The 23865-nt window shown below is 60.8% G+C and carries 27 protein-coding genes; 18 read left to right on the top strand and 9 right to left on the bottom strand.

What is annotated here, in order from left to right:
- Window positions 1-87: 87 nt before the first annotated feature.
- Window positions 88-399 (bottom strand): hypothetical protein, encoded by a 312-nt coding sequence (locus tag ACR9ZQ_RS27855; protein WP_310384813.1) that lies wholly within the window; start codon window positions 397-399, stop codon window positions 88-90.
- 157 nt (window positions 400-556) lie between these two features.
- On the opposite strand from ACR9ZQ_RS27855, the gene ACR9ZQ_RS27850 reads away from it, so the two are divergent.
- Window positions 557-2299 carry a cation:proton antiporter domain-containing protein gene (locus ACR9ZQ_RS27850; protein ID WP_481429099.1) on the top strand — a complete coding sequence of 581 codons (1743 nt, stop codon included), beginning with the start codon at window positions 557-559 and terminating at the stop codon, window positions 2297-2299.
- A gap of 21 nt (window positions 2300-2320) precedes the next feature.
- Here ACR9ZQ_RS27850 and ACR9ZQ_RS27845 read toward each other — a convergent pair whose 3' ends face one another.
- On the bottom strand, window positions 2321-2620 hold the full coding sequence (locus tag ACR9ZQ_RS27845) for a hypothetical protein (protein WP_310384817.1): 300 nt from the start codon (window positions 2618-2620) through the stop codon (window positions 2321-2323).
- 198 nt (window positions 2621-2818) lie between these two features.
- On the opposite strand from ACR9ZQ_RS27845, the gene ACR9ZQ_RS27840 reads away from it, so the two are divergent.
- On the top strand, window positions 2819-3409 hold the full coding sequence (locus ACR9ZQ_RS27840) for a YqaA family protein (RefSeq protein ID WP_310384819.1): 591 nt from the start codon (window positions 2819-2821) through the stop codon (window positions 3407-3409).
- Window positions 3410-3431: 22 nt separating this feature from the next.
- Entirely contained in the window at window positions 3432-3947 is a 516-nt protein-coding gene (locus tag ACR9ZQ_RS27835; protein WP_310384821.1) for a disulfide bond formation protein B, read from the top strand.
- Window positions 3948-4016: 69 nt separating this feature from the next.
- On the opposite strand, the gene ACR9ZQ_RS27830 is transcribed toward ACR9ZQ_RS27835, so the two are convergent.
- Window positions 4017-4574, bottom strand: coding sequence for an HNH endonuclease (locus tag ACR9ZQ_RS27830; RefSeq protein WP_007825539.1), 558 nt, complete (start codon window positions 4572-4574; stop codon window positions 4017-4019).
- A 112-nt stretch (window positions 4575-4686) separates the two neighbouring features.
- Entirely contained in the window at window positions 4687-5373 is a 687-nt protein-coding gene (locus tag ACR9ZQ_RS27825) for a DNA-3-methyladenine glycosylase family protein (RefSeq protein ID WP_310384824.1), read from the bottom strand.
- Here ACR9ZQ_RS27825 and gluQRS point away from each other — a divergent pair.
- Window positions 5372-6253, top strand: coding sequence for a tRNA glutamyl-Q(34) synthetase GluQRS (gene gluQRS, locus ACR9ZQ_RS27820; RefSeq protein ID WP_310384826.1), 882 nt, complete (start codon window positions 5372-5374; stop codon window positions 6251-6253). The two genes, ACR9ZQ_RS27825 and gluQRS, sit on opposite strands and share 2 nt — an antisense overlap.
- Here gluQRS and ACR9ZQ_RS27815 read toward each other — a convergent pair.
- The gene (locus ACR9ZQ_RS27815) at window positions 6218-7189 is read right to left on the bottom strand and encodes a YihY/virulence factor BrkB family protein (RefSeq protein WP_113319684.1); all 972 of its coding nucleotides are present in this window, start codon (window positions 7187-7189) and stop codon (window positions 6218-6220) included. The genes gluQRS and ACR9ZQ_RS27815 overlap by 36 nt on opposite strands.
- A gap of 68 nt (window positions 7190-7257) precedes the next feature.
- On the opposite strand from ACR9ZQ_RS27815, the gene ACR9ZQ_RS27810 reads away from it, so the two are divergent.
- The 7 genes from ACR9ZQ_RS27810 to ACR9ZQ_RS27780 all read left to right on the top strand — a co-directional run bounded on the left by ACR9ZQ_RS27810 (window position 7258) and on the right by ACR9ZQ_RS27780 (window position 12645).
- A complete protein-coding gene (locus ACR9ZQ_RS27810) occupies window positions 7258-8091 on the top strand; it encodes an SDR family oxidoreductase (RefSeq protein ID WP_310384829.1) in 834 nt (277 codons plus the stop codon).
- A gap of 18 nt (window positions 8092-8109) precedes the next feature.
- On the top strand, window positions 8110-8313 hold the full coding sequence (locus ACR9ZQ_RS27805; protein WP_112571731.1) for a twin transmembrane helix small protein: 204 nt from the start codon (window positions 8110-8112) through the stop codon (window positions 8311-8313).
- Between the two features lie 14 nt (window positions 8314-8327).
- Window positions 8328-8906 carry a cob(I)yrinic acid a,c-diamide adenosyltransferase gene (locus ACR9ZQ_RS27800; protein ID WP_310384831.1) on the top strand — a complete coding sequence of 193 codons (579 nt, stop codon included), beginning with the start codon at window positions 8328-8330 and terminating at the stop codon, window positions 8904-8906.
- A 37-nt stretch (window positions 8907-8943) separates the two neighbouring features.
- Complete coding sequence (locus ACR9ZQ_RS27795; RefSeq protein ID WP_310384833.1) at window positions 8944-9729, top strand: rhomboid family intramembrane serine protease; 786 nt, start codon at window positions 8944-8946, stop codon at window positions 9727-9729.
- A gap of 183 nt (window positions 9730-9912) precedes the next feature.
- Complete coding sequence (locus ACR9ZQ_RS27790; protein WP_481429098.1) at window positions 9913-10662, top strand: electron transfer flavoprotein subunit beta/FixA family protein; 750 nt, start codon at window positions 9913-9915, stop codon at window positions 10660-10662.
- A gap of 24 nt (window positions 10663-10686) precedes the next feature.
- Window positions 10687-11616, top strand: a complete 930-nt coding sequence (locus ACR9ZQ_RS27785) for an electron transfer flavoprotein subunit alpha/FixB family protein (RefSeq protein ID WP_310384837.1) — start codon at window positions 10687-10689, stop codon at window positions 11614-11616.
- 147 nt (window positions 11617-11763) lie between these two features.
- A complete protein-coding gene (locus tag ACR9ZQ_RS27780) occupies window positions 11764-12645 on the top strand; it encodes a 3-hydroxybutyryl-CoA dehydrogenase (RefSeq protein ID WP_310384840.1) in 882 nt (293 codons plus the stop codon).
- 178 nt (window positions 12646-12823) lie between these two features.
- Here the strand turns inward: ACR9ZQ_RS27780 and tlpA are convergent, their stop codons facing one another.
- Window positions 12824-13486, bottom strand: coding sequence for a thiol:disulfide interchange protein TlpA (tlpA, locus tag ACR9ZQ_RS27775; RefSeq protein WP_310384842.1), 663 nt, complete (start codon window positions 13484-13486; stop codon window positions 12824-12826).
- Window positions 13487-13512: 26 nt separating this feature from the next.
- Here tlpA and argH point away from each other — a divergent pair, with 26 nt between their 5' ends.
- The 4 genes from argH (at window position 13513) to ACR9ZQ_RS27755 (ending at window position 19334) form a co-directional block, all read left to right on the top strand.
- Window positions 13513-14916: an argininosuccinate lyase gene (argH, locus tag ACR9ZQ_RS27770; protein WP_310384843.1), complete on the top strand. Its 1404-nt coding sequence runs from the start codon at window positions 13513-13515 to the stop codon at window positions 14914-14916.
- A gap of 140 nt (window positions 14917-15056) precedes the next feature.
- A complete protein-coding gene (gene lptM / locus ACR9ZQ_RS27765) occupies window positions 15057-15251 on the top strand; it encodes an LPS translocon maturation chaperone LptM (protein ID WP_113319692.1) in 195 nt (64 codons plus the stop codon).
- A 12-nt stretch (window positions 15252-15263) separates the two neighbouring features.
- Window positions 15264-16532: a diaminopimelate decarboxylase gene (lysA, locus tag ACR9ZQ_RS27760; RefSeq protein WP_310384846.1), complete on the top strand. Its 1269-nt coding sequence runs from the start codon at window positions 15264-15266 to the stop codon at window positions 16530-16532.
- A 168-nt stretch (window positions 16533-16700) separates the two neighbouring features.
- A complete protein-coding gene (locus tag ACR9ZQ_RS27755; RefSeq protein WP_481429097.1) occupies window positions 16701-19334 on the top strand; it encodes a TIGR02302 family protein in 2634 nt (877 codons plus the stop codon).
- Window positions 19335-19389: 55 nt separating this feature from the next.
- Here ACR9ZQ_RS27755 and ACR9ZQ_RS27750 read toward each other — a convergent pair whose 3' ends face one another.
- The 3 genes from ACR9ZQ_RS27750 to ACR9ZQ_RS27740 form a co-directional block, all read right to left on the bottom strand.
- On the bottom strand, window positions 19390-19749 hold the full coding sequence (locus tag ACR9ZQ_RS27750) for a response regulator (protein WP_310384849.1): 360 nt from the start codon (window positions 19747-19749) through the stop codon (window positions 19390-19392).
- Window positions 19750-19868: 119 nt separating this feature from the next.
- Window positions 19869-20411 (bottom strand): hypoxanthine phosphoribosyltransferase, encoded by a 543-nt coding sequence (gene hpt, locus ACR9ZQ_RS27745; RefSeq protein ID WP_007825075.1) that lies wholly within the window; start codon window positions 20409-20411, stop codon window positions 19869-19871.
- A gap of 111 nt (window positions 20412-20522) precedes the next feature.
- Window positions 20523-21188, bottom strand: coding sequence for a hypothetical protein (locus ACR9ZQ_RS27740; RefSeq protein WP_481429096.1), 666 nt, complete (start codon window positions 21186-21188; stop codon window positions 20523-20525).
- Between the two features lie 206 nt (window positions 21189-21394).
- Here ACR9ZQ_RS27740 and ftsE point away from each other — a divergent pair, with 206 nt between their 5' ends.
- The 3 genes from ftsE (at window position 21395) to ACR9ZQ_RS27725 (ending at window position 23850) form a co-directional block, all read left to right on the top strand.
- A complete protein-coding gene (gene ftsE, locus ACR9ZQ_RS27735) occupies window positions 21395-22054 on the top strand; it encodes a cell division ATP-binding protein FtsE (RefSeq protein WP_007825071.1) in 660 nt (219 codons plus the stop codon).
- Between the two features lie 67 nt (window positions 22055-22121).
- Window positions 22122-23069 (top strand): cell division protein FtsX, encoded by a 948-nt coding sequence (locus tag ACR9ZQ_RS27730; RefSeq protein ID WP_481429363.1) that lies wholly within the window; start codon window positions 22122-22124, stop codon window positions 23067-23069.
- 67 nt (window positions 23070-23136) lie between these two features.
- The gene (locus tag ACR9ZQ_RS27725; RefSeq protein ID WP_310384855.1) at window positions 23137-23850 is read left to right on the top strand and encodes a YdcF family protein; all 714 of its coding nucleotides are present in this window, start codon (window positions 23137-23139) and stop codon (window positions 23848-23850) included.
- Window positions 23851-23865: the final 15 nt, after the last annotated feature.

Below are 23865 nucleotides of genomic sequence, written 5' to 3'. Positions count from 1 at the left end.
ACTTCGCCCACGCCCCGAAGGGCGAGGGCATGAGCCTCGGCGGCTGAAGTCCCGGCGGAGTGGAGTGCCGGCCCCTCAGCCGGCTGTTCAATCACACCGTCTGACCGTTTTTGTGACAGTGCCTTCATCGGTCTGACGGGTCACGCTGCGGGTGACGCAGCGGTCACGGTCCCGATCGCGCCAGCGATCCCGTTCGCGCACCGCGCCAAACGTGATGCCGCGATCACTGATGGTAACGCCGGGCCGAACCCGGTCATGGTCATAACGGTCGTAGCGGTCATAACCGTCATAGGCGCGCTCGCGTGTGACCGTCACGCTGTCTGCCATTGCAGGCGCTGCAGCCGAGCCAAGGGCAAGGGCAAGGGCAGCGATCGCACAGTTGATGATGATCATTCGCATATCTCTTCTCCTTGTCGTCATGTATAGGCAACGACACGGGAGCTTAGTAGTTCCGCTCAAAAAGCCGGCCATTTAAGCCTAATCCATCCAAATCAACTCTTTAACTTTGCCGGCGCTTCATCCTAAAGTGCCGTCCGCAGGCATTTTGAGAGGGCTGATGCATCAGGAAGCGGGACTCATTGCGACGGTAGCCATAAGCTTCGTCTTTGCGGCAGTTCTTGGCTATTGCGCCGACAGGCTGCGACTGCCGCCACTGGTCGGCTATCTCTTCGCCGGCATTCTCATGGGACCGTTCACACCGGGCTTTGTGGCCGACACGGAGCTTGCGAGCCAACTCGCAGAAATGGGCGTGATCCTGCTGATGTTCGGCGTCGGTCTGCACTTCTCCGCATCCGATCTTTTGGCCGTGCGCGGCATCGCCGTGCCGGGCGCGATTGGCCAGATCCTGTTTGCCACCCTGCTCGGCGTCGGCCTCGGCGAACTCTGGGGCTGGAGCCTCGGCGCCGGCATCGTCTTCGGCCTCAGCCTTTCGGTTGCCAGCACGGTCGTGCTCCTGAAAGCGCTGGAAGAGCGCAACCTCGTCAATACCGCCGGCGGGCGCGTAGCCGTCGGCTGGTTGATCGTCGAGGATCTCGCCATGGTACTGGCGCTTGTGCTGTTGCCGGCCCTCGCCGAACTTCTGGGCGGGCATGCGAGCGATGCCGCGCATGGCCTCGACCTGCCGCTTTGGATCACGATCGCCCTCACCTTGCTGAAGGTCGCAGCCTTTGCGGCAATGGCGATCTTCCTCGGGCCGCGCATCGTGCCCTGGCTTTTGACGCTGATTGCCCGCACCGGCTCGCGTGAACTCTTCACGCTCACCGTGCTCGCCATCGCGCTCGGCATTGCCTTCGGTTCGGCGGCAATCTTTGGCGTTTCCTTCGCACTCGGCGCCTTCTTCGCCGGCGTGGTGATGAGTGAATCCCATCTCAGCCATCGCGCCGCCGCCAATTCCCTGCCGCTGCAGAATGCCTTCTCCGTGCTGTTTTTCGTTTCCGTCGGCATGCTCTTCGATCCGTCGATCATTGTGCAGCATCCTCTGGCCGTGATCAGTGCTTTGGCACTGATCATCGTCGGCAAGGCAATCATCTCTTTCGGTATTGTCGTCCTCTTGCGCTATCCGATCGGTATGGGCCTGACGGCCGCCGGCGGCCTTGCCCAGATCGGCGAATTCTCCTTCATCCTTGCCGGCCTCGGCGTTTCGCTCGGGCTCCTGCCGCATGAAGGACAGGATCTTATCCTTGCCGCCGCAATCCTTTCCATCACGCTGAACCCGCTCGTCATCTTCGTGGCCGAGAAGCTGAACCGCAAGATCAGGGTGAAATGGCCGCGCCTACATGAAAGCTACGGCCGGAAAAACCAGGACGCCCTGGCACGGGAATTGGAAAAGATCAGGGCGCTCGGCGAGGAGCGCGCACGCCAGCATCATCTGCGGATCCAGCAGCTGGTCGAGACCTTCCCGCTTTTCTCCGAAGTTGGCGAGGATGCGCTTGAGGAACTGCTCTTGCTGTTCAACCCCAAACTCGCCTCGCCCGGTGAACGCGTCATCCGCCGCGGCGACCGCGGCGACAGCATGTATTTCATCTCCTCCGGCGCGGTGGAGGTGCGCTTGGCAAGCGGCGCGGTGCGGCTTGAACCCGGTGCCTTCTTCGGCGAAATGGCGCTGCTGAGCGGCGGACGCCGCACGGCCGATGTCATCGCCGTCGATTTCTGCCAGTTCGAAGTGCTGGAGCGGCGTGACTTCAACATGTTCATGTCTCGCCACCCCAACCTTCGCGCCATCGTCAGCGAAATGGCGCAGAAGCGCACCGAAATGAACGTCATGCGCCAGCAGTGGGAAAAATCCATGGACCTGTCGTAAGCGGTCGGAGCGCAAACTCGATCACGCCGTCGCAGTTTCATCCAGCTTCGGCCAGTAAAGATCAGAACGAAAATCGGCCGGGATGGGATCGAGCCGGCAGATGGCATCTGCAGCGAAATCGATCTGCATGGCGAAATATTGGAACGCCGGCGGCATCGGCACGCCGGCTGCTTCCATAATGCGGGAGCGGTGATAGCCGCTGGCGCTCAAACGACGAGCTGCCTCGCGCCTGATATCCTCGCGCTCCGGCCCACGACCGCTCGCTTGCCTATCCCGCTCCCCTGCGGAACTCAGCCCGCCCTCTATGACCCTGAATTTCATGACATGCCCGGATTCGTCGAACGACAACCCAGCCTGACGTAGTTTGGCGCTTTTGCCATCCCGCAAGATCTTGGGAGGGAATGCCGCATCAGATCACGAAAATTTTCAGCGCGAATGCCGGGAAGCCACAGCCCGAGCATTTACAGCGTCATGATCGCCCCCTAATGCTTTGTGCGTTGCAACAGAGAAAGGAAACGGATGCTCCGCAGACTTTACGACTGGACCATGTCTCTGGCCTCGAAGAAGTCGGCCGAAGGCTGGCTCGCCGTCATCGCCTTCGTCGAAAGCTCCATCTTTCTGGTTCCCGCTGACGTGCTCTTCCTGCCGATGGCTCTTGCCAAGCCCGAACGCTCCTATCGCTACGCGCTCGTCGCCACCATCGCATCGGTGCTGGGCGGCATCGCCGGCTGGGCGCTTGGCTATTTTGCCTACGAAACCGTGGCACGCCCGGTTCTGGAATTCTATGGAAAGCTCGATCAATTCGAGCAGATGAAATCCTACGTCACTTACGAGACGATCCTGCTGCTGCTCGTTACCTCGGGTCTCGCGCATCTGCCGCCGATCAAGATCGTCACGATCCTGTCGGGCGTCATCCATGTCAGCCTGCCGCTCTTCATCGTTTCGGCGATCATCGCCCGCGGCGCCCGCTTCCTGTTCCTGGCATGGCTGCTGCGCCGTTACGGCGAGCCGATCCGCCACTTCATCGAAAAGCGTCTCGGCCAGATCGTCGGCATCGGCGCCGCGGCCGTGATCGTGTTATATATCGCCTACCGATATTTTGCCCACTGAGCCAACTTTGCGGAGTGCCGCCATGAATGCCACTGCTTCGCCACTTGCCCGTCGGGGCGTCGTCCTCCTGTTGCTCCTTGCCATCGCCATGGCAGCGGTTGTGGGCACGGCTCTCGGCTTCCAGTATATCGGCGGCTATATTCCCTGCGCGCTCTGCCTGCTGCAGCGCCAGCCCTATTATTATGGAATTCCGATCGCGATCGTCGGCGCCGTGGCCGCCCTCATCGGCTTGCCGAACTGGATGACGCGCGCCATCATTCTTGCCGTCGGCATCCTGATGCTCGTCGGCGCCGGCATGGGCGTCTATCACGCAGGCGTGGAATGGCACTTCTGGCCAGGCCCCGCCACCTGCTCGACCACCGCAAGCAGCATGACCACCAATGCCGGCGATCTACTGGGCGAGCTGAACACGATCAAGGGCCCGTCCTGCACGGATGCAGCACTGCGCGTTCTCGGCCTGTCCTTTGCGGGCTGGAATGTGGTCGCAAGCCTGATCCTCGCGGCCTTCGCCTTCTGGAGCGTGAAGAAGACTGCTTAACCGCATAAAGCATGTGGCCAGAACTGCGCAGCTAACGACTGCGTAAACCCAGGACTTCGAACCAATGCATCACGGCTGCAGCTCGGTATCCCAGTAGAGGTAGTCGAGCCAGCTGTCATGCAGATAGTTCGGCGGGAAGAGCCGGCCGTTATTGTGCAGATCCTGCACGGTCGGCTGGTACGGCTTCTGCGCCGGGAACATGCTTGCCTGCTTCGGAAGCTTGCTGCCCTTGCGCAGATTGCAGGGCGAACAGGCCGCCACGACATTCTCCCAGGTCGTCTCGCCGCCATGAGCGCGCGGGATGACGTGGTCGAAGGTCAGATCGTCATGGGCGCCGCAATACTGGCACTCGAACCTGTCGCGCAGGAAGACGTTGAAGCGGGTGAAGGCGGGATTACGGGACGGCTGAACGTAAGTTTTGAGGCACACGACACTCGGCAGCCGCATCGAGAAGCTCGGTGAGGAAACCTCATGCTCATATTCCGCGATAATGTTCACACGGTCGAGAAATACCGCCTTGATCGCGTCCTGCCAGGACCAGAGCGACAAGGGGTAATAACTCAGTGGCCGGTAGTCAGCGTTCAGGACGAGCGCTGGCAGGGCCTGTGGTGAGACTGCAATCGTCAAGGAGCCCTCCTGGATCGATTCGGCATCTGCACCTGTATATTAGGCCGGTTGTTACAGGATTGTGAAGTCCAATAAATTCAGGGGATAAAGGCAAATTGAGGGAGAGTGTCCGTTAGCCGATCGGCAGCACGTCGCGACGCATTTTTGCGGCGTAGTAAGCCCAGAAAAGCCGGGCTGCGACCGAGCGCCAGGGTGACCAGATTTCCGCAAGCCCTGTAAGTACTTTGGCTTGCGGGCGTTCAGCGAGACCGAATGCCGCAGCGACCGCCGCCTGAAGCGCCACATCACCCGCCGGAAATACGTCCACATGGCCGCCGCAGAACATCAGATAGACCTCTGCCGTCCATGGCCCGATTCCCTTCTGAGCCGTCAGTTCTGCGAGCGCTTCGCCAGGCGGTTTTTGGACCAGGGTCTGCAGATTGATTCGTCCGGATGCGACCGCTTGCGCAATCCGCGTCAGCGTATCGGCCTTGGCGCGCGATAGCCCAAACTCGCGCCAGGCATCGGGATGAAGCAATATGTAGGATTCCGCACTTAGCAGTCCGCTCGCCGGCTGCATGCGCCGCCAGATCGCCTCGGCGCTGGCGCGCGATACCATCTGCGAAACGATGATATGAGCAAGGCCGGCAAAGCCCGGCTCGCGCAGCCTCAGCGGGACAGGGCCGGCCTCCCTGGCAATCGCCACGAGCCGTGGATCGAGAACAAGAAGAGCGGCAAGCCCCACTTCAATATCCTTTTCATTGCTGATGACCCGCACCTTGCCTCGCGATCGCTTCAAATCCATGTCAGAAGAAAGCATGATCACGACTCCGCGTCAAAAACCCGTCTTCCGTTTCGCCCCGAGCCCAAATGGGCCTTTGCATCTCGGTCACGCGCTGTCGGCTTTCCTGAACGACGACATGGCCAGGGCCGCAGACGGCCGGCTGCTACTGCGTATCGAAGACATCGATCTGACGCGCTGCACACCCGAATTCGAGGCCGGCATCTACGCCGATCTCGAGTGGCTGGGCATTGAATGGGAACAGCCGGTCCGTCGCCAGCAGAAACATTTTTCCGAATACCAGGCAGCCCTTCATTCTCTGATCGAACGCGGACTGGTCTATCCCTCCTTCCTGACGCGCGGCGAGGTCAAAACACGCGTCGCTGCCTATGAGAGAATGGGTGAGTCCTGGCCGCGCGACCCGGATGGCACGCCGCACTATCCAGCCGACGACCGTGACCGCAGCGACGAAGAACGCAATGCGATGCTGGTCTCCGGTCTCAAACATGCATGGCGGCTCAACATGAACAGGGCACTGGATCTGATCGGCGAACCGCTGTTCTGGACGGAGACCGGCGATGAACGAAAGGGCGAAATCCTGGCCGAGCCCGGCGCTTGGGGCGACGTCGTTCTCTCACGCTCGGATGCCCCCTCCAGCTATCATCTCTCCGTCGTCATCGATGATGCGCTGCAGGGCGTGACCCATGTTGTGCGCGGCCTTGACCTCTTCCACGCCACCTCGGTGCACAGGCTGCTGCAGAACCTGCTCAACCTGCCGCAGCCCGTCTACCACCATCATCGCCTCGTCGTGGATACAGATGGCCGAAAGCTATCCAAGAGCGAGGGCGATACCGGCCTTGCGGAACTGCGTGCCACAGGGCTGTCAGCTGCCGATATTCGCCGTCTTGTCGGACTTTGAATCAGCGGCGTGGTCACGTCCGACCACCGAGAAGGTTCGCGAGAAATTGCGCAGCACTCGGAACTTCATGAGTGCCGCATTGATCTCCGCGCCGACGATGAAGATGACACCCACCATGTAGAGAAAGATCAGCACGATCATGACCGATGCCAGGCCCGCATAGGTAGCCGTGTAATTGGCGAAGGTCGCAAGATAATAGGCAAAGATCAGCGCGCCGACGAGCCAGAGCACCAAGGTCAGAAACACGCCCGGAACGACGTCGAAAACGCGACGCTTGCCGGCGGGCAACCAGAGATGGACGACAAGCAAGGCAATCGTCAGCATGACGAGCGTGCCATAAATGCGCCAGCTGAAAACAATTTCGAGTGTGTCGACGATAATGGGCAACCATTGACGGATCGTGACGGGAAGCCATTCGAGCGTGTCGTTATGCAGCAGCCAGTCGCGCGCATAATCAAGACCAACAGGAACTGCCACAAGCAGAATGCTGATGGCCGCAAAGATGATCACGGCGATGAGCACATAGCCAAGGCTCGCAAGGCGCGTAAGGTACCAGGGCCGCGTCTCTTGCACGCGATAGGCACGATTCAACGAGATTCTGAGCGCCTCGACACCGTTCGAGGCGAAATAGGCAGCTGCAAGCACAGAGATGGTCAGCAGCCCGCCGCGAGGGATCGTCAACACCTGCACGACCTGGTCGGCCAGCGGCTTGGCGATGGCTTCCGGCCATGTATCAAAGATCAGATGGATGGCCGTGGTGGAAAACTGGTCGGCACCAAGAAAATTGGCAAGCGCAGTGCCGAAGATCAGGAAGGGAAAGACCGCAAGCAGAGTGGAAAGCGCCACATGGCTTGCCATGGCAAAGCCGTCGTCCTCGATGAGATGGCAGATGGCATCGTAGACCACATCATAGAGCGTGCGCAGGAATTTCGGCATTCGGCTTCCCAATTGTATCCTTCCCGCGAATATGGGAAACGAGTCCCACTTTGTACAGGAATCATTGAATGGCCGATCAGCGCACCATCGTCGTGACCGGATGCTCTTCCGGCATCGGCGCCTATTGCGCGCGCGCCCTGAAAGCGGACGGCTGGCGTGTCTTCGCCACGGTACGCAAGGTGGCGGATCTGTCGTCGCTTGAAGCGGACGGCATCGAAGCCTTCCTGATGGACTACACACAGCCCGAGACGATTTCGGCACTGGTGGATGCGGTGGCCGAGCGCAGCGGAGGCAGGATCGATGCACTGTTCAACAATGGCGCCTATGGGCAGCCGGGAGCGGTGGAAGATCTGTCGACGCAGGCGCTGCGAGACCAGTTCGAGACCAATGTTTTTGGCTGGCACGAGCTGACCAGGCTGGTCATTCCCTTCATGCGCCGGCGCGGCCAGGGCCGCATCGTGCAATGTTCCTCGATTCTCGGCCTCCTGCCCTACCGCTATCGCGGCGCCTACACGGCGTCGAAATTCGCGCTCGAAGGCTTGAGCATCACCCTGCGCATGGAACTGCAGGGAAGCGGCATTCATGTGAGCCTGATTGAGCCGGGACCGATCACCAGCCGCTTTACGGCAAACGCGCTGGCAAAGATCAAAGAACATGTCGACCTGGAAAACTCGCCCCATGCGGTCGAATACCGCAGACAGCTTGCCCGCCTTGAAGGCTCAGGTCCGGTCAACCGCCACAAACTTGGCCCCGAGGCGGTCTATGCAGTATTGACGCGTGCATTGAACTCGAAAAATCCGAAGCCACATTATCCCGTAACGATTCCGGCTAAACAGGGCATATTGTTGAAGAGGCTGCTTCCGGCCAATCTCTTCTACCGCCTGATGCGCTGGACGGACTGAAGAAGAGAAGAGACTGCCATGTCCACGGTCACCTATGTCATCGCGATCATCGTCATGGGCCTCGTCGCTCTTGTGTTGATCCGCGGCCTGTTCAACATGATGAAAGGTGGCGATGCGAACCTTTCCAACAAGCTGATGCAGCTGCGCGTGCTGCTGCAGGCGATCGCCGTCGTCCTGATCATGCTGACGCTCTGGCTGACCGGCGGCGGACGCCCGAGCTGATCTGCGAGCCGCCGATGGTAAAGCTCAACAAGATCTACACCAGAACCGGCGATGACGGCACGACCGCGTTGGTCTCCGGTCCACGCCGCGCCAAGCACGACCTGCGCGTCGAGGCCTACGGAACCATCGACGAAACCAATTCGGCCATCGGCGTCGCAAGGCTGCATACGGCAGACCTGGCCGAACTCGACGCCATGCTGGCGCTGATCCAGAACGACCTCTTCGATCTCGGCGCCGATCTCGCCACGCCTGAAACCGCTGAGCCGCCGGCTTACGAGCCGCTGCGCATCGTCGAAAGCCAGGTCACACGGCTGGAGCAGGATATTGACAGGCTGAATGCCGACCTGCAGCCGCTGAAATCCTTCGTTTTGCCCGGCGGCAGCGCTGCGGCCGCCCATCTGCACCTCGCCCGTACGATCGCACGCCGCGCCGAACGGCTGATGGTGGCGCTTGCCCGAAGCGACGGAGAAATCGTCAGCGCCGCAGCACTTCAATACGTCAACCGCCTCTCCGATTTCCTGTTCGTAGCCGCTCGTCATGCAAATAATGGTGGCAAGGCAGATGTGCTTTGGGTTCCCGGAAAAAACAGGTAGGTTCGCAGCCGTCACGATCGCCCGGGGGCAGGCCTTCATGTTCATACCGCTGCACGATGCCAATACGCTGAAACACATTAAGGTTCAGTGGGTCACACTCGGCCTGATGGCGGCAAACATAGCCGCCTGGATCTTCACGGCAGTCGAAAGCGATCAGGTCGCGCAGGCGGCAACCATCGGCCTCGGCTATATCCCGGCTATCATCTTCGGCCATGCGATGCTGGCGCCGGGACTGGAGATCGTGCCGGAAGCCGCTACGTACATCACCTATTCCTTCATCCATACGAGCTTCTGGCATCTTGCCGGCAACATGATCTTCCTCTGGGTCTTCGGCGACAATGTCGAGGATGCAATGGGACATTTGCGCTTCCTCGTCTTCTACCTCGCCTGCGCCGCCGCCGGTGCCCTTTGCCATGGCCTGCTGTCGACGACATCGGAAGCGCCCCTCGTCGGTGCATCGGGCGCAATTTCCGGCGTGGTGGCGGCCTATCTGATGCTGCATCCGCGCGTGCGGGTCTGGGTGCTGGTCTTCTTCCGCGTGCCACTACCGCTACCGGCCTTCATCCCACTCCTGCTCTGGGTTGGTCAGCAGTTTTTCATGCTGTTGGTCGATCCTGACGGTAACGTCTCGTGGGGCGCGCATGTCGGCGGCATTATCGCTGGCGCCCTGCTCATTTTCATCCTGCGCCGGCCAGGCGTGCCGCTCTTCGACCGGCAGATCGTCACACCACGTGCCGTTCGCGATCGGCCGGTCCCCATCCGTGTCACTGCCTCCGGCATGCCCGTGCCGCCGCGCCTGCCCTGGGGGCGGGACAAGCTTTAATATTGACGTGAACGTAAACGTTAATATATTGCCATCCAAATCGGCTGGCCGCGTCACGGAAGCGTTGTATTTGGAGGAAAAACGCGTATCCATGTCGCCATTCGACAATCGGAGCAGCGTCCAAGCGCGCATTTTCCCAGAAGTCTCTGTTGAAGGCCCATCTCTGTTCGAAGGAAGGACCCCATGAAAATTCTCGTCCCAGTCAAGCGCGTTGTCGATTACAACGTGAAGATCCGTGTCAAGCCGGATGGATCGGGCGTCGACCTTGCCAACGTCAAGATGTCGATGAACCCGTTCGACGAGATTTCGGTTGAGGAGGCCCTTCGCCTGAAGGAAGCCGGCAAGGCCGAGGAAGTGGTCGTCGTCTCGATCGGCCCGACCAAGGCCGAGGAAACTTTGCGCACCGCGCTCGCCATGGGCGCCGACCGCGCCATCCTCGTCGAGACCGATGACGCTGTCGAGCCGCTCGCAGTCGCAAAGATCCTCAAGGGTGTTGCCGACGCTGAAAAGCCAGGCCTCATCATTGTCGGCAAGCAGGCAATCGACGATGATTCCAACCAGACCGGCCAGATGCTTGCAGCCCTTCTCGGCTCCGCCCAGGCGACCTTCGCCTCCAAGGTCGAGATCGCCGGCGACAGCGCCACTGTCACCCGTGAGATCGATGGCGGCCTGCAGACCATCAAGGTCAAGCTTCCGGCCGTCGTGACGACCGACCTGCGCTTGAACGAGCCGCGCTATGCTACGCTACCGAACATCATGAAGGCGAAGAAGAAGCCGCTCGACAAGAAGAGCCCGGCTGATTTCGGCGTTTCCACCGCGCCGCGCCTCAAGGTGCTGAAGACGGAAGAACCATCCGGCCGCAAGGCAGGCGTGAAGGTGAAATCGGTCGCCGAGCTTATCGACAAGCTCAAGAACGAAGCCGGCGTACTCTGAGATCTGGAAAGGGAGAACACGATAATGGCCATTCTTCTTCTGGCTGACCACGACAACGCGAGCCTTTCCGACCAGACTGCCAAGGCCCTGACGGCTGCGTCTCAGATCGGCGGAGATGTTCACATCCTCGTCGCCGGTAAGGGCGCAAAGGCAGCCGCAGACGCGGCTGCCAAGCTTTCCGGCGTCTCCAAGGTGCTGCTCGCCGAAAGCGACGAGCTCGCCAACAACCTTGCCGAACCGCTCGCCGACCTGATCATTTCGCTGGCTGGCAGCTATGACACCATCATCGCCGCCGCCACCTCCACCGGCAAGAACGTCATGCCGCGTGTCGCAGCGCTCCTCGATGCCGCCCAGGTCTCCGAAATCATCGAAGTGGTTTCGCCCGACACCTTCAAGCGTCCGATCTATGCCGGCAATGCGATCCAGACGGTGCAGGCGACCGACGCCAAGAAGGTCATCACCGTGCGCACCGCCTCCTTCGCCTCGGCTTCCGAGGGCGGCTCGGCTGCCGTCGACGTGATTCCGGCCGTTTCTGATCCGGGTCTTTCGAATTTCGTGTCCGACGCGCTGTCGGCCTCCGAACGACCGGAACTGACCTCTGCCAAGATCATCATTTCCGGCGGTCGTGCGCTCGGCTCAGCCGAAAAGTTCAAGGAAGTCATCCTGCCGGTCGCCGATAAGCTCGGCGCTGCCGTGGGTGCATCGCGCGCCGCCGTCGATGCCGGCTACGCCCCGAACGACTGGCAGGTCGGCCAGACCGGCAAGGTCGTCGCCCCGCAGCTCTACATCGCCTGCGGCATCTCAGGCGCCATCCAGCATCTCGCCGGCATGAAAGACTCAAAGGTCATTGTCGCGATCAACAAGGACGAGGAGGCTCCGATCTTCCAGATTGCCGACTATGGACTTGTCGCCGATCTCTTCGACGTCCTGCCGGAGCTCGAAAAAGCCCTCTGATCGGGCAGATTGCCTTCTTTTCGCACTTGCGAATGACTGGAAAATTGTCTTCTATCGGTCTACTACTTTTGCCGGGCGATCTTTCGTCCGGCAATTTCATATAAAAATACCGGCAGCGCGGGGGTGTATGCCGGGCGGGGGTTGGAGATGAGCGCGGTGTTGAAGAATATTGGTATCATTGGTGCGGGCCAGATGGGCTGCGGCATCGCGCATGTTTCGGCCGCCGCAGGATACAAGGTTCACATCTACGATCTGTCGCAGGATCGTATCGAGTCCGGCCTTGCCACCATCAACGGCAATTTTGCGCGTCAGGTGACGAACGGCAAGATGACGGATGAAGAGCGCAGCGCAGCGCTTGCGCACATCACCGGCTCAGCCGATGTCAACGATCTTGCTCCCTCCGATCTTGTGATCGAGGCGGCGACCGAGGATGAAAGTGTCAAGCGCAAGATTTACGCGCAGGTCTGTCCGGTACTGAAGCCGGAAGCTATCCTTGCCACCAACACCTCCTCGCTGTCGATCACACGTCTTGCGTCCGCGACAGACCGCCCCGAGCGCTTCATGGGCATCCACTTCATGAACCCGGTTCCGGTCATGAAGCTCGTGGAGCTGGTGCGCGGCATCGCGACGGAGGAAGCAACCTTCTCTGCCGCCCGGGAATTCGTCGCGTCGCTGGAAAAGACGGTCACAGTCGCCGAGGATTTCCCGGCCTTCATCGTCAATCGCATCCTGCTCCCGATGATCAACGAAGCGATCTATACGCTGTACGAGGGCGTCGGCACGGTCGATGCGATCGACACCGCCATGAAGCTCGGTGCCAACCATCCGATGGGGCCGCTGCAGCTTGCCGATTTCATCGGCCTCGATACCTGCCTGTCGATAATGCAGGTGCTGCATGACGGCCTCGCCGACAGCAAATACCGCCCTTGCCCGCTGCTTGTGAAATATGTCGAGGCCGGCTGGCTCGGCCGCAAATCCGGCCGCGGCTTCTACGATTATCGTGGCGAAACGCCGGTTCCGACCCGCTAAGCAAATCATCGCCTGAAAAGGCGAGTGGAACAAACGTCCGAGAAGTGCTTTCCTTGCCCTGAACGGAAGGAAACGCCATGTCGAGCGAATTGCCGATGTTCCTGTTACAGTGCTGCGTCCTGATCGGTCTTGCCGGCGTCTTCTTCATCCGCGGCGCTGGCAACTCCTGACGAACGCTTTATGATCCGACCGCGCCCTTGATCAGCGCCTTGGCGTCCTCACTGTCCCATGCGGCCGGGCCGTTCATGGCCGACATCAGACACCCTTTGTCGTCAAGCAGCAGCGTAACAGGAAGTCCGAAGGCAAGGCCTTCTTTCTTCAGGCTGTTGAAGACGCCGATCGTGTTGTCGCGATAGAGCTGTAGCGCATCGACGCCGATTTCACTGAGGAACGCCCTCGGCTTTTCGTCGTCGCCGGTATCGATATTGACCGGCACGACCTGGAACTTGTCGCTGCCCATCTCTTTCTCCAGCGCATTCAGCGCCGGCATCTCCTCACGACATGGCACGCACCATGTTGCCCAGAGATTGAGAAGCACGGTTTTACCCGCGAAATGATCGAGCGTCATCGGCTTGCCGTCAGGGCCGTTGAAGGCGACGGTTTCAAGCTTCTTCGGTTGGTTGGCAGCAACCATCGCGGCGACCTGGCCCTTCATGAGCGGCGTCAGGTTGGCGGCGCGCTCCCTGGTCAGCGGGCATTCGGCCGATGCCGTATCACTGACGCCATTGCCAATGCCGGTCTCCTTCACGTATACCGCTGCCGCACCGGCAACAACGCCTGCGACGGCGGCGATTGCGATCAGTTTAACGGACGGCAGGCCGAAGGGTTTTTTCGTCGTCATTTCATTCTCCAGGACGGGCATCTTCCATGGCCGAGGACAACACGGACACCAAATCCTCCAACCAGATGTGGGGCGGACGTTTCGCCTCCGGCCCCGATGCGATCATGGAGGAGATAAATGCCTCGATCGGTTTCGACAAGAAGCTGTTTGCCCAGGATATCCGCGGATCGATCGCCCACGCCACGATGCTCGCCCATCAGGGCATCATTTCTGCCGACGATAAGGACAAGATCGTTCACGGGCTAAACACGATCCTGTCAGAAATCGAAAGCGGCAATTTCGAGTTCTCCCGCCAGCTTGAAGACATCCATATGAATGTCGAGGCCCGGCTTGCGACCCTGATCGGCCCCGCCGCCGGTCGCCTTCACACGGCCCGCTCGCGCAACGACCAGGTGGCGCTCGACTTCCGCCTCTGGGTGAAGGAAGAGTTGCAGAAAACCGAGGCCATGCTGACGAACCTGATCGCAGCCTTCCTCGACCGCGCCGAAGAACATGCCGACAGCGTCATGCCCGGCTTCACGCATCTTCAGACCGCCCAGCCGGTCACCTTCGGCCACCACTGCATGGCTTATGTGGAAATGTTCGGCCGCGATCGCTCGCGCGTTCGCCATGCGATCGAACATCTGGACGAAAGCCCGATCGGTGCGGCAGCGCTCGCCGGCACCGGCTATCCGATTGACCGTCACATGACGGCCAAGGCTCTCGGCTTCCGCGAGCCGACCCGCAACTCGATAGACACCGTTTCCGACCGCGATTTCGCCATCGAATTCCTGGCGATTGCCGCGATCTGCGCCGTGCATCTTTCGCGCCTCGCCGAGGAAATCGTCATCTGGTCGACGCCGCAATTCGGCTTCGTTCGCCTCTCCGACGCCTTCTCGACCGGCTCCTCCATCATGCCGCAGAAGAAGAACCCTGATGCGGCCGAGCTGGTGCGCGCCAAGACCGGCCGCATCAACGGCTCGCTGATCGCTCTGCTGACGATCATGAAGGGCCTGCCGCTCGCCTATTCCAAGGATATGCAGGAAGACAAGGAACAGGTCTTCGACGCCGCCGAAAGCCTGGAACTGGCGATTGCCGCCATGACTGGCATGGTGCGCGACATGACGATCAACACTGTCAGAATGAAAGCGGCTGCCGGATCCGGTTATTCGACCGCGACGGATCTCGCCGACTGGCTGGTGCGCGAGGCGGGCCTTCCCTTCCGCGACGCCCACCATGTCACCGGCCGTGCTGTCGCACTTGCCGAAAGCAAGGGCTGCGATCTCTCGGAGCTTCCGCTTGCCGATCTGCAGGCGATCAATCCCGCCATCACCGACAAGGTCTATGACGTGCTGACGGTCGAAGCTTCGGTCGCCAGCCGCAAAAGCTTCGGCGGTACGGCACCTTCGGAAGTCAGGAAGCAGATCGCCTATTGGCGCGCTCGCAATTAAGTCGTTTCCGGGCGAAATGGAGACCGTCCGCCGCCCGGAAATGCACACAGGCCGAAGCTTCAACAATCGGGGTGCACAAGGCTGATAAACTTCGCTATGAAGATGCCAGCCAGTGCCCCGTGCCCGATATGAGGATATTCATGCAGATGAGCTTGCCGCATTTCATCCGCCTTACGGTGGTTTTTGCCGTCATCGGCCTTGCCGTTGCCGGATGCGGCCGCAAGGGCGACCTCGATCCGCCGAGCGCCAACGCGACGAAGGGTGGCGATGTTTCCAAGCCGACGAAACAGCCTGGCACCGTCGACAAGCCCTTCATTCTCGATCCCCTTCTCTAAGGCCCGGCTACCGTGAACCATTTCGAGTACCGCGACGGCATTCTCTACGCCGAGAACGTTCCCGTTCCCGAGATCGCCAAGGCGGTCGGCACTCCCTTCTACGTCTATTCGACAGCAACGCTCGAGCGCCACTACCGGGTCTTCTCCGAGGCTTTCGGAGATGTCGATTCCATGGTCTGCTACGCGATGAAGGCCAATTCGAACCAGGCCGTGCTGAAGACGCTCGGCCGGCTCGGCGCCGGCATCGACGTGGTTTCCGAGGGCGAGTTGCGCCGCGCGCTTGCGGCCGGAATTCCCGCCAATCGCATCATGTTCTCCGGCGTCGGCAAGACACCGAATGAGATGGATTACGCACTCGAAGCCGGCATCTACTGCTTCAACGTCGAATCCGAACCGGAACTCGAAGTCCTCAATCAGCGTGCCGTGCGCGCCGGCAAGAAGGCGCCCGTTTCCTTCCGCATCAATCCCGATGTCGATGCCCGCACCCATGCGAAGATTTCGACCGGCAAGAAGGAAAACAAGTTCGGCATCTCCTGGGAGCGCGCCCGCGCCATCTATGCCCGCGCCGCCAGCCTGCCCGGCATCGAAGTAACCGGCATCGACATGCATATCGGCAGCCAGATCACCGAGCTGCAGCCCTTCGACGATGCCTTCAAGCTGCTGCACGATCTGGTCAACACGTTGCGCGCCGACGGCCATAACATCCACCACGTCGATATCGGCGGCGGCCTCGGCATTCCCTACAAGGACGACAACAACCCGCCGCCACTGCCGGACGCCTATGCCGCGATCGTCAAGAACCAGCTTCGCGCGCTGAACTGCAAGATCATTACCGAGCCTGGCCGCCTGATCGTCGGCAATGCCGGTATCCTCGTGACCGAAGTCATCTACGTGAAGGATGGCGGCGAGAAGACCTTTGTGATCGTCGACGGCGCGATGAACGACCTCATCCGCCCGACACTCTATGAGGCCTATCATGAGATCCGCCCCGTGGTGATTTCGGCCGCCAACGCGCCGCGCATCCGCGCCGATGTCGTCGGCCCCGTCTGTGAGACGGGCGATTACCTCGCTCTGGACCGGGAAATGGCGACCCCGAAGCCGGGCGACCTCCTGGCCGTCAGCACGGCCGGCGCCTATGGCGCGGTCCAGGCTGGCACCTATAATAGCCGCCTTCTGGTGCCTGAAGTACTGGTCAAGGGTGACGAATTCCATGTGGTTCGTCCTCGCCGCACTTATTCGGAGTTGATCGGTCTCGATTCCGTTCCGCCTTGGCTGGACTAAAAGTCGCAATCACTTTTTGGCGACCACACGCGAAAAACCGGTATTGACGGGTGCTCGCCCTCGCCTTCGCCACAAAGAGTGTTATCCTTTTCTTTCGTGAGCGTATTGCCCAGCAATCGCCGGAAGCGCCCTCTGTTCCCTGAACACCAGATCGCGGAGACCGGATTGATGACAAGCCCCGCAAGGCAGAAGAAAGGCGCATTCGCGCTTCAACCCTCTCTTGCGCGGCTGGTGGCGGCAAAGCGTTTCCTGGCCCGGATCGTGCTTTTTGCCGAGCAGGTCCTTCCGTTGCTGGTGCCCGCCCTTTCTGTCATCGCGATTTATCTCTCGGTCTCCTGGTTCGGCTTCTTCCGCTTTGTACCGGACTGGCTGCGAATCCTCCTGCTGATCACCTTTGCCGCTGGCTTCCTTGTTTCCCTGCTGCCGTTCCGTAATCTTCGCTGGCCACAGGTTGTCGATGCCGACCGCATGCTGGAAGAGCGTAACGGCCTGCCGCATCAGCCGGTTATGGTGCAGGAGGATGAGCCCGCCTTCGATACGCCTTTCTCCCGCGCCTTGTGGCGTGAACACCAGACGCGCATGGCGCGGAAGATCGCGACATTGGACGCCGGCCTGCCGCGACCCGATATCGCCCGGCACGACCGCTTCGCGTTGCGTGCAATTCCAGCGCTGCTTGTTGTCACCGCCTTCGGTTATTCGCTGTCCATCAACGGCGGCTCTGTCGCCGATGCATTTCAGCCTGCACCTGCACAGGTTACGAGCAATCCGGCCGTGCGTGTCGACGCATGGGTGACCCCGCCCTCCTATACCGGCCGCGCGCCGATCTATCTGACGGCCGATGGCAGTGAACAGGCGCCGATCGGTGTTCCGCAGTTTTCCAGCCTGACGGTGCGCGTCAGCGGCGGCCAATCGGCCGAGAAGGTGCTCTTCAGGAAGGCCAATGGCGAAAGCCAGGAAATCGCTGTTCAGGAAGACACCCGGCCGCAGCAGCCAGCCACAAATGCCGATGCCCAACAGGTTTCGGGCGCTCCAGTCGCACCTCAGTTGATGGCGCAGACGCACATCATGAAGCTCGAGGAGAATGGCGCACTGCAGGCAAACGGCCGCACCTGGAATTTCGACGTGCTGCCCGACAAGGCGCCGGAAATCGCCTTCGACGGCATGCCGCGCCGCGCCGTCAACGGCGCGCTGGAAATCGGCTTCACGGTGAAGGACGATTACGGCGTGCAGGAGGCTCATGCCGAGATCGTGCCGGTCGAATCCGATCCGGCCGCAACACCGCTCTACCCGCTGCCGGAATTCCGGCTGGACATTCCCCGCCGCAACGCGCGTGACGGCAAGGGCCTGACGAGCAAGAACCTGACCGAACATCCGCTGGCCGGCAAACGCGTGCGCATCACCCTCGTCGCCAAGGATGCTGCCGGGCAAACGGGCCGCAGCCCGCCCTATGAGATGATCATGCCGTCGCGTCCGTTCAGCGAGCCGCTGGCTGCGGCTGTCGCCGAAGAGCGCCAGACCTTCGCTCTCGATACCCGCAAGATGCCCGAGGCGATCGCGCTCAACGAAGCCCTGACGATCCGGCCCGAGGAGACGATCCCGAACACCACCCATTACCTGCTGATCGAGTCCGCGCTGACCCGCATGAAGCTCGCCAAGGGTGATGAGCAGCTCAAGGATACAGCCCAATATCTCTGGGACATCGCCCTCGGCATCGAGGAAGGTGATCTTTCGCTGGCCGAACGGCGACTGCGCGACGCCCAGCAGAACCTTGCCGATGCGCTGAACCGCAATGCTCCTGATGCCGAAATCAAGAAACTGATGGATGAGCTGCGCAAGGCGATGCAGGATTATATGAACGAGCTCGCCCAGCGCCTGCAGAACATGCCGATGCAGCCGAACCAGAATGCCCAGAATTTCCTGCGCCAGCAGGATCTGCAGCGCATGATGGACCAGATCGAAAACCTGGCACGCTCCGGCAATCGCGATGCCGCCCAGCAGATGCTCTCCGACCTGCAGCGGCTGATGAACAACCTGCAGACGGCCCGTCCGCAGCGCGGCCAGCAGCAGGAAAACAGCCAGCTGACGCAGCAGATGAACAAGCTTGGCCAGATCCTGCGCGACCAGCAGAAGCTGATGGACGAGACTTTCCGCCTCGACCAGCAGCTTCGCGACCGCATGCAGCGCGGCGATCCCAACATGGACGACATGATGCCGGGCGAAGAAGGCCAGCAACAACAACAGCAGGGCCAGCAGGAGCAGCAAGGCCAACAGCCCGGCGACCAGATGACGGCCGAGCAACTGCGCGAAGCGTTAAAGCAGCTCCGTGGCCAGCAGGATGCACTCGGCAAGCAGTTGCAGGAACTGCAGAAGAGCCTTGGCGATATGGGTATGAAGCCGGGCGAAGGCTTCGGTCAGGCACAGCGCGAGATGGAAGGTGCCGGCCGTGATCTCGGCCAGGGCAACGGCAGCAGCGCAGTGGAAGGCCAGGGCCGGGCTCTCGAAGCCTTGCGACAGGGCGCACGTGACATGATGAGCCAGATGATGCAGGCCCAGCAGGGTCAACAAGGACAGCAGGGCCCGAACGGCCAGCTCGGCCAGGGCAACCAGAACGGCCGCGATCCGCTCGGCCGCCCGCGCCAGACCGACCTCGGGCCGGACATGAACAACGATGTGAAGATACCCGACGAGATCGACGTTCAGCGCGCCCGAGAGATTCTGGACGCTATCCGCGAAAAGCTCGGCAACAATCCGACCCAGGCGATCGAGCGACAATATCTCGAACGGCTGCTAGATATTCAGTGATGCTGGGAGGATGAGGCTTTTGGCGTGCCTTGGAGGCACGCCCGGGCCATAAACGTCAAGCCACTAGCGCCCGTGCCACGGCCTTGCGGATGTCTGGCAAGGCGAACGGCTTCGGCACGACATCGATGATCTTTTCGGCGAGGTCGTCGGCCCGTTCGCGCTGTTCGGCATAGCCCGTCATCAGCAGGATTTTCAGCGCCGGAAAGGCGTCCTTGGCCTGATGCGCCAGTTCGATGCCGTCCATGACCGGCATACGGATATCTGAAAGCAGCAGGTCGTAGCTGCCGCCCTTCAGCTTTTCCAGCCCTTCCGCCCCATCGGAGGCTTCATCGGTCTCATGACCGTCAAGGCGTAGTGCCCGGGCTACGAAAGTACGAAGGGAATCCTCGTCTTCCGTGATCAGAATTTTTGCCATCTGTGCATTGCTCCGTCGTCATGCCCCGCGACGGAGATCGCACGCCGTTCCTTTGCGATCGGTAAACACGCCAGGCGGATCGACGGAATGGTTAACAAGCCGTCTTGAAGCAGGCCGCCTTACGCGTCACCGGTAACCACGCCGACGAAGGGCAGCTCGCGGAAAGCATAGGCGACGTCCATGCCGTAGCCGACGACGAAATAGTCGGGGCATTCGAAGCCAACATAGTCCGCTTCCAGCTCTTCCTTGCGCTTGACCCGCTTGTCGAGCAGTACGGCGATCGTCACGTTGCGCGCGCCGCGCTCATAAAGCAATTCCTTGGCAAACCGCAGCGTACGGCCGGATTCGAGAATGTCGTCGATCAGCAGGACATCACGGTCCTTCACGTCGCTATCGATATCCTTGACGATGCGCACGCCCTGCGAAACCGTGCCCGCGCCATAGCTCGAGAGCGTGATGAATTCGACCTCGGGAGCAAGGCCGGTATCATGCAAAGCGCGCAGCAGGTCGGCCGCAAAAATGAAGGAGCCCTTGAGCACGGCGATGACCAGCAGGTCCTTCGTCGGGCCGGCGGCGATATCCTGCGCCATGGAATGATTGCGCTCGGCGATCTGCTCGGCAGTGAAGAGCGGCTCGATGTTTTTTCCGCGCACGACAGGCATAAGGGCTTGCTCCGTAAAATGAAGGGTAAGCCGTTAGCACATTAATTCCGGCGAAACACCCCGAGGAGACAGGTTTTTCCCATCGATCAATCCAAAAACGCGTCTCGGCGCTCAAGGCATGAACGAAAGCCGGACCTCCGGCACCTTGCCGCCGGCATGCTGCACGCGGGCTGAAAAGCCGCGGCTCTGGCCGGCATAAATGGCATCCGTCGGCGGCGCGATGACGATGCTGGCGGTCAATCGCTCGTCGGCGACAAGATCGGCGCGGATCGGCTTGACCTGTTGTGTCACGCCGCTTTCGTTCTCGATGATGCCGTTGATCAGCAGGATGCGCATGCCATTAGCGTCACGCGGGGTAATCGTCACATGCGAGAAATGGAGCGTGGTAGCCGGCGACGCCCCACTCTTCGAAAGTCCGGAAAATCCGCCGGCAAGCCCGAAGATCAGCACGAAGAGCGAGATCACCAGTGCCGCAAAGCACCGAAGCGACGCCTGTTGCAGCCAGACCTCCATGCCACGCAAGACCGCGGCAGCGGTGGCAAGCCAGACCGGAGGCTGCGTCTTGGGCGGAACGCTACGACGACGACTGTCGTTTTGGGTCGCGTCGCGGGCACTGGCAGATGCACCTTGCGGCCGCGCCTTGCCGACGACCACGAATTCGGCATCGGCTACGTCATCCCTGCGCGGCACGCGCCGGGGTTGGCGGATAACCCGCTCCGGCGGCAGAAAATCATAGGCCCGGCCGGCGGCCGGTCGTCTGAAGGAGGATGCTTCCATGGTGGCGACCTCTCGGATGTCCACATGGTTTCGCTGCCCAAGACAATCTTGGCATTGAAACGAATCCAGCCCAGTCGTAAATTTCAATGGTTAATGCTTCGCAAAGATCGCCATCAAACGGGCGTCTTTCCGGCAAAATTTACCCGCTGTTAACGGTGTTGGTTAACAAGTCATGCGGTGAAACCACGAAAGACTGAGCTACCCCGTTGATCCACTTCGAGAATGTCGGTTTGCGATATGGCATGGGCCCGGAAATTCTCCGGGACCTGACTTTCGACATCCCGAAAAAGTCCTTCCAGTTTCTGACTGGCCCGTCCGGCGCCGGCAAGACCACGCTGCTGCGCCTGCTCTTCATGTCGCTGCAGCCGACCCGCGGCCTGATCCGCATGTTCGGGCGCGACATATCCGAAATCCCTCGTCCGGAGCTGCCGCTGCTGCGTCGCCGCGTCGGCATCGTCTTTCAGGATTTTCGTCTCCTCGACCATCTGACGACCTATGAAAATGTGGCTCTGCCGCTTCGCGTGCGCGGCAAGGATGAAAGCACCTACAAGACCGATGTGCTGGAACTTTTGAAATGGGTCGGGCTCGGCGAACGCATCAACGTACTGCCGCCGGTGCTCTCAGGCGGCGAGAAACAGCGTGCTGCAATCGCCCGTGCGCTGATGGACCGGCCAGAAGTGCTGCTCGCCGACGAGCCTACCGGCAATGTCGATCCGCCGATGGCCAAACGCCTTCTGAACCTCTTCATGGAACTCAACCGTCTGGGCACCGCAGTGGTGATCGCCACCCACGATCTCTCGCTGATGGACCAGGTGGAAGCCCGCCGCATGATCCTCTCGGAAGGGCATCTCGATATTTATGACTAAAACGCCCACCAGGACCCGCGCAAAGGCGCCCGCCGCTGCCGCCGCCCAGCAGCCCAAGCGGCCAGAGATGCGCGTGCGCCCCACGGCGCCGATCCTGCCGCCATCAAACATTCAGGGCAATGCGCTGATGGTTGTCATTGCCATCATGGCCTTCCTCGCCTGCCTGACGCTCGGCGGCGTCAGCATGGTTCGCTCGACGGCAGCGAGCTGGGAAAGCCAGATCTCCCGCGAAGTCACCATTCAGATCAAGCCGGACGACAATCTGGACATGGAAAAGGCCCTCGTCCAGGCCCGCGATATCGCGCTGACCTTCGTCGGCACGAAGAGTGGTCAGATCGTCGACGAAGCCGCCACCGCACGCCTTCTGGAGCCATGGCTCGGCAGCGGCCTGGACATCAAGGAACTTCCCGTGCCGCGCCTCGTCATCGTCACCATTGACGAGAGCCATCCACCCGACTTTGCGGCAATGCGGGACCTTCTGAAGGAGAGCATTCCGCAGGCCTTCCTCGATGACCACCGTACCTGGGTCGACCGGCTGGTTGCGATGGCCCGTACGACGGTCATGATCGGCACCGGCATCCTGCTGCTCGTTTTCGCCGCCATGGTGCTGACAGTGGTCTTTGCGACGCGTGGCGTGCTCTCGGGCAACCGCCACATCGTCGAAGTGTTGCATTTTGTCGGCGCCGAGAGCTCGTTCGTCGCAACGGAATTCCAGAAGCATTTCCTGAAAATCAGCCTCAAGGGTTCGGCGATCGGCAGCGCACTGGCCGCCCTCTTTTTCGCCGCCGCCGGCTTCTTGCAGAGCAAGACGATCGCCACGCCCCAGACCGATCAGGCAACGGCCCTTTTCGGCACTTTTTCGGTTGGCGCCCTCGGCTATCTCGGCATCTTCGCGACGATGATCGTGATCGCATTGCTGACGACGCTGACGGCGCGGCTAACCGTCATGCGCACGATCTATGAAATCGATATATTGCGTTCCGATCCGACGCGTGCGGACGGCATCGTGAATTGATCGCAGCCATGCCGTTTTGCCATGAAAGCGTCTGTTCCGCGCCGCAATCAGCGTATAATCACAACTCATGACGATGGGCCATACGACACGCAATCCGATTCGCCCTGATCCGGAGCTTGAAAGCCCCGAGAACGTCTCGCCGCGGCGCGGCCCAATCCGTCGCGTCTTACGCTGGTTGGGTTTTTCCTGCGTGTTAATCGCCGCGCTGATCTTCGGCGGTTTTTTACGCTTTGCAGATTCGGTGACGACCCTGAAGCCTCCTGCCGAGCCGCGGGCCGATGCAATCATCGTACTGACCGGCGGCTACCAGCGTATCGATCAAGCCGTCGAACTCCTGCAAAAAGGCGCCGGCAAGCGGCTGCTGATCTCTGGTGCGCATCCCTCCACCACGCCGACCCAGATCCGCAGGATGACTCAAGGGTCCGCCGATCTCTTTTCCTGCTGTGTCGACATCGGCTATGATGCGCTCGATACGATCGGCAACGCTGAGGAAGCCTCGAACTGGATTCATGCAAAAGGCTATAAGAGCATCCTCGTCGTCACCAACAACTACCACATGCCGCGCAGCCTCGCCGAACTCTCCTATGTCGATCCCGACATCGAGTTCATTCCCTATCCCGTCGTCAATTCCGATCTGAAGACACGCGATTGGTTCACCGATCCGAATGCTTTGCGCGTCATGCTGGCCGAGTATGCCAAGGTGCTGCTGGCAGGCGGGCGCAACATTCTCGGCCTGCGCCATACCGGCCTGCGCTCCGCCAGCCTGGCCGATCAGAACTGAGGCTTTTACGCACTT

Source organism: Rhizobium sp. KNZ14-9A, assembly GCF_056755015.1.
The sequence above is the reverse complement of the archived record's forward strand: the minus strand, read 5'-3'. Positions and strand labels throughout refer to the sequence as shown.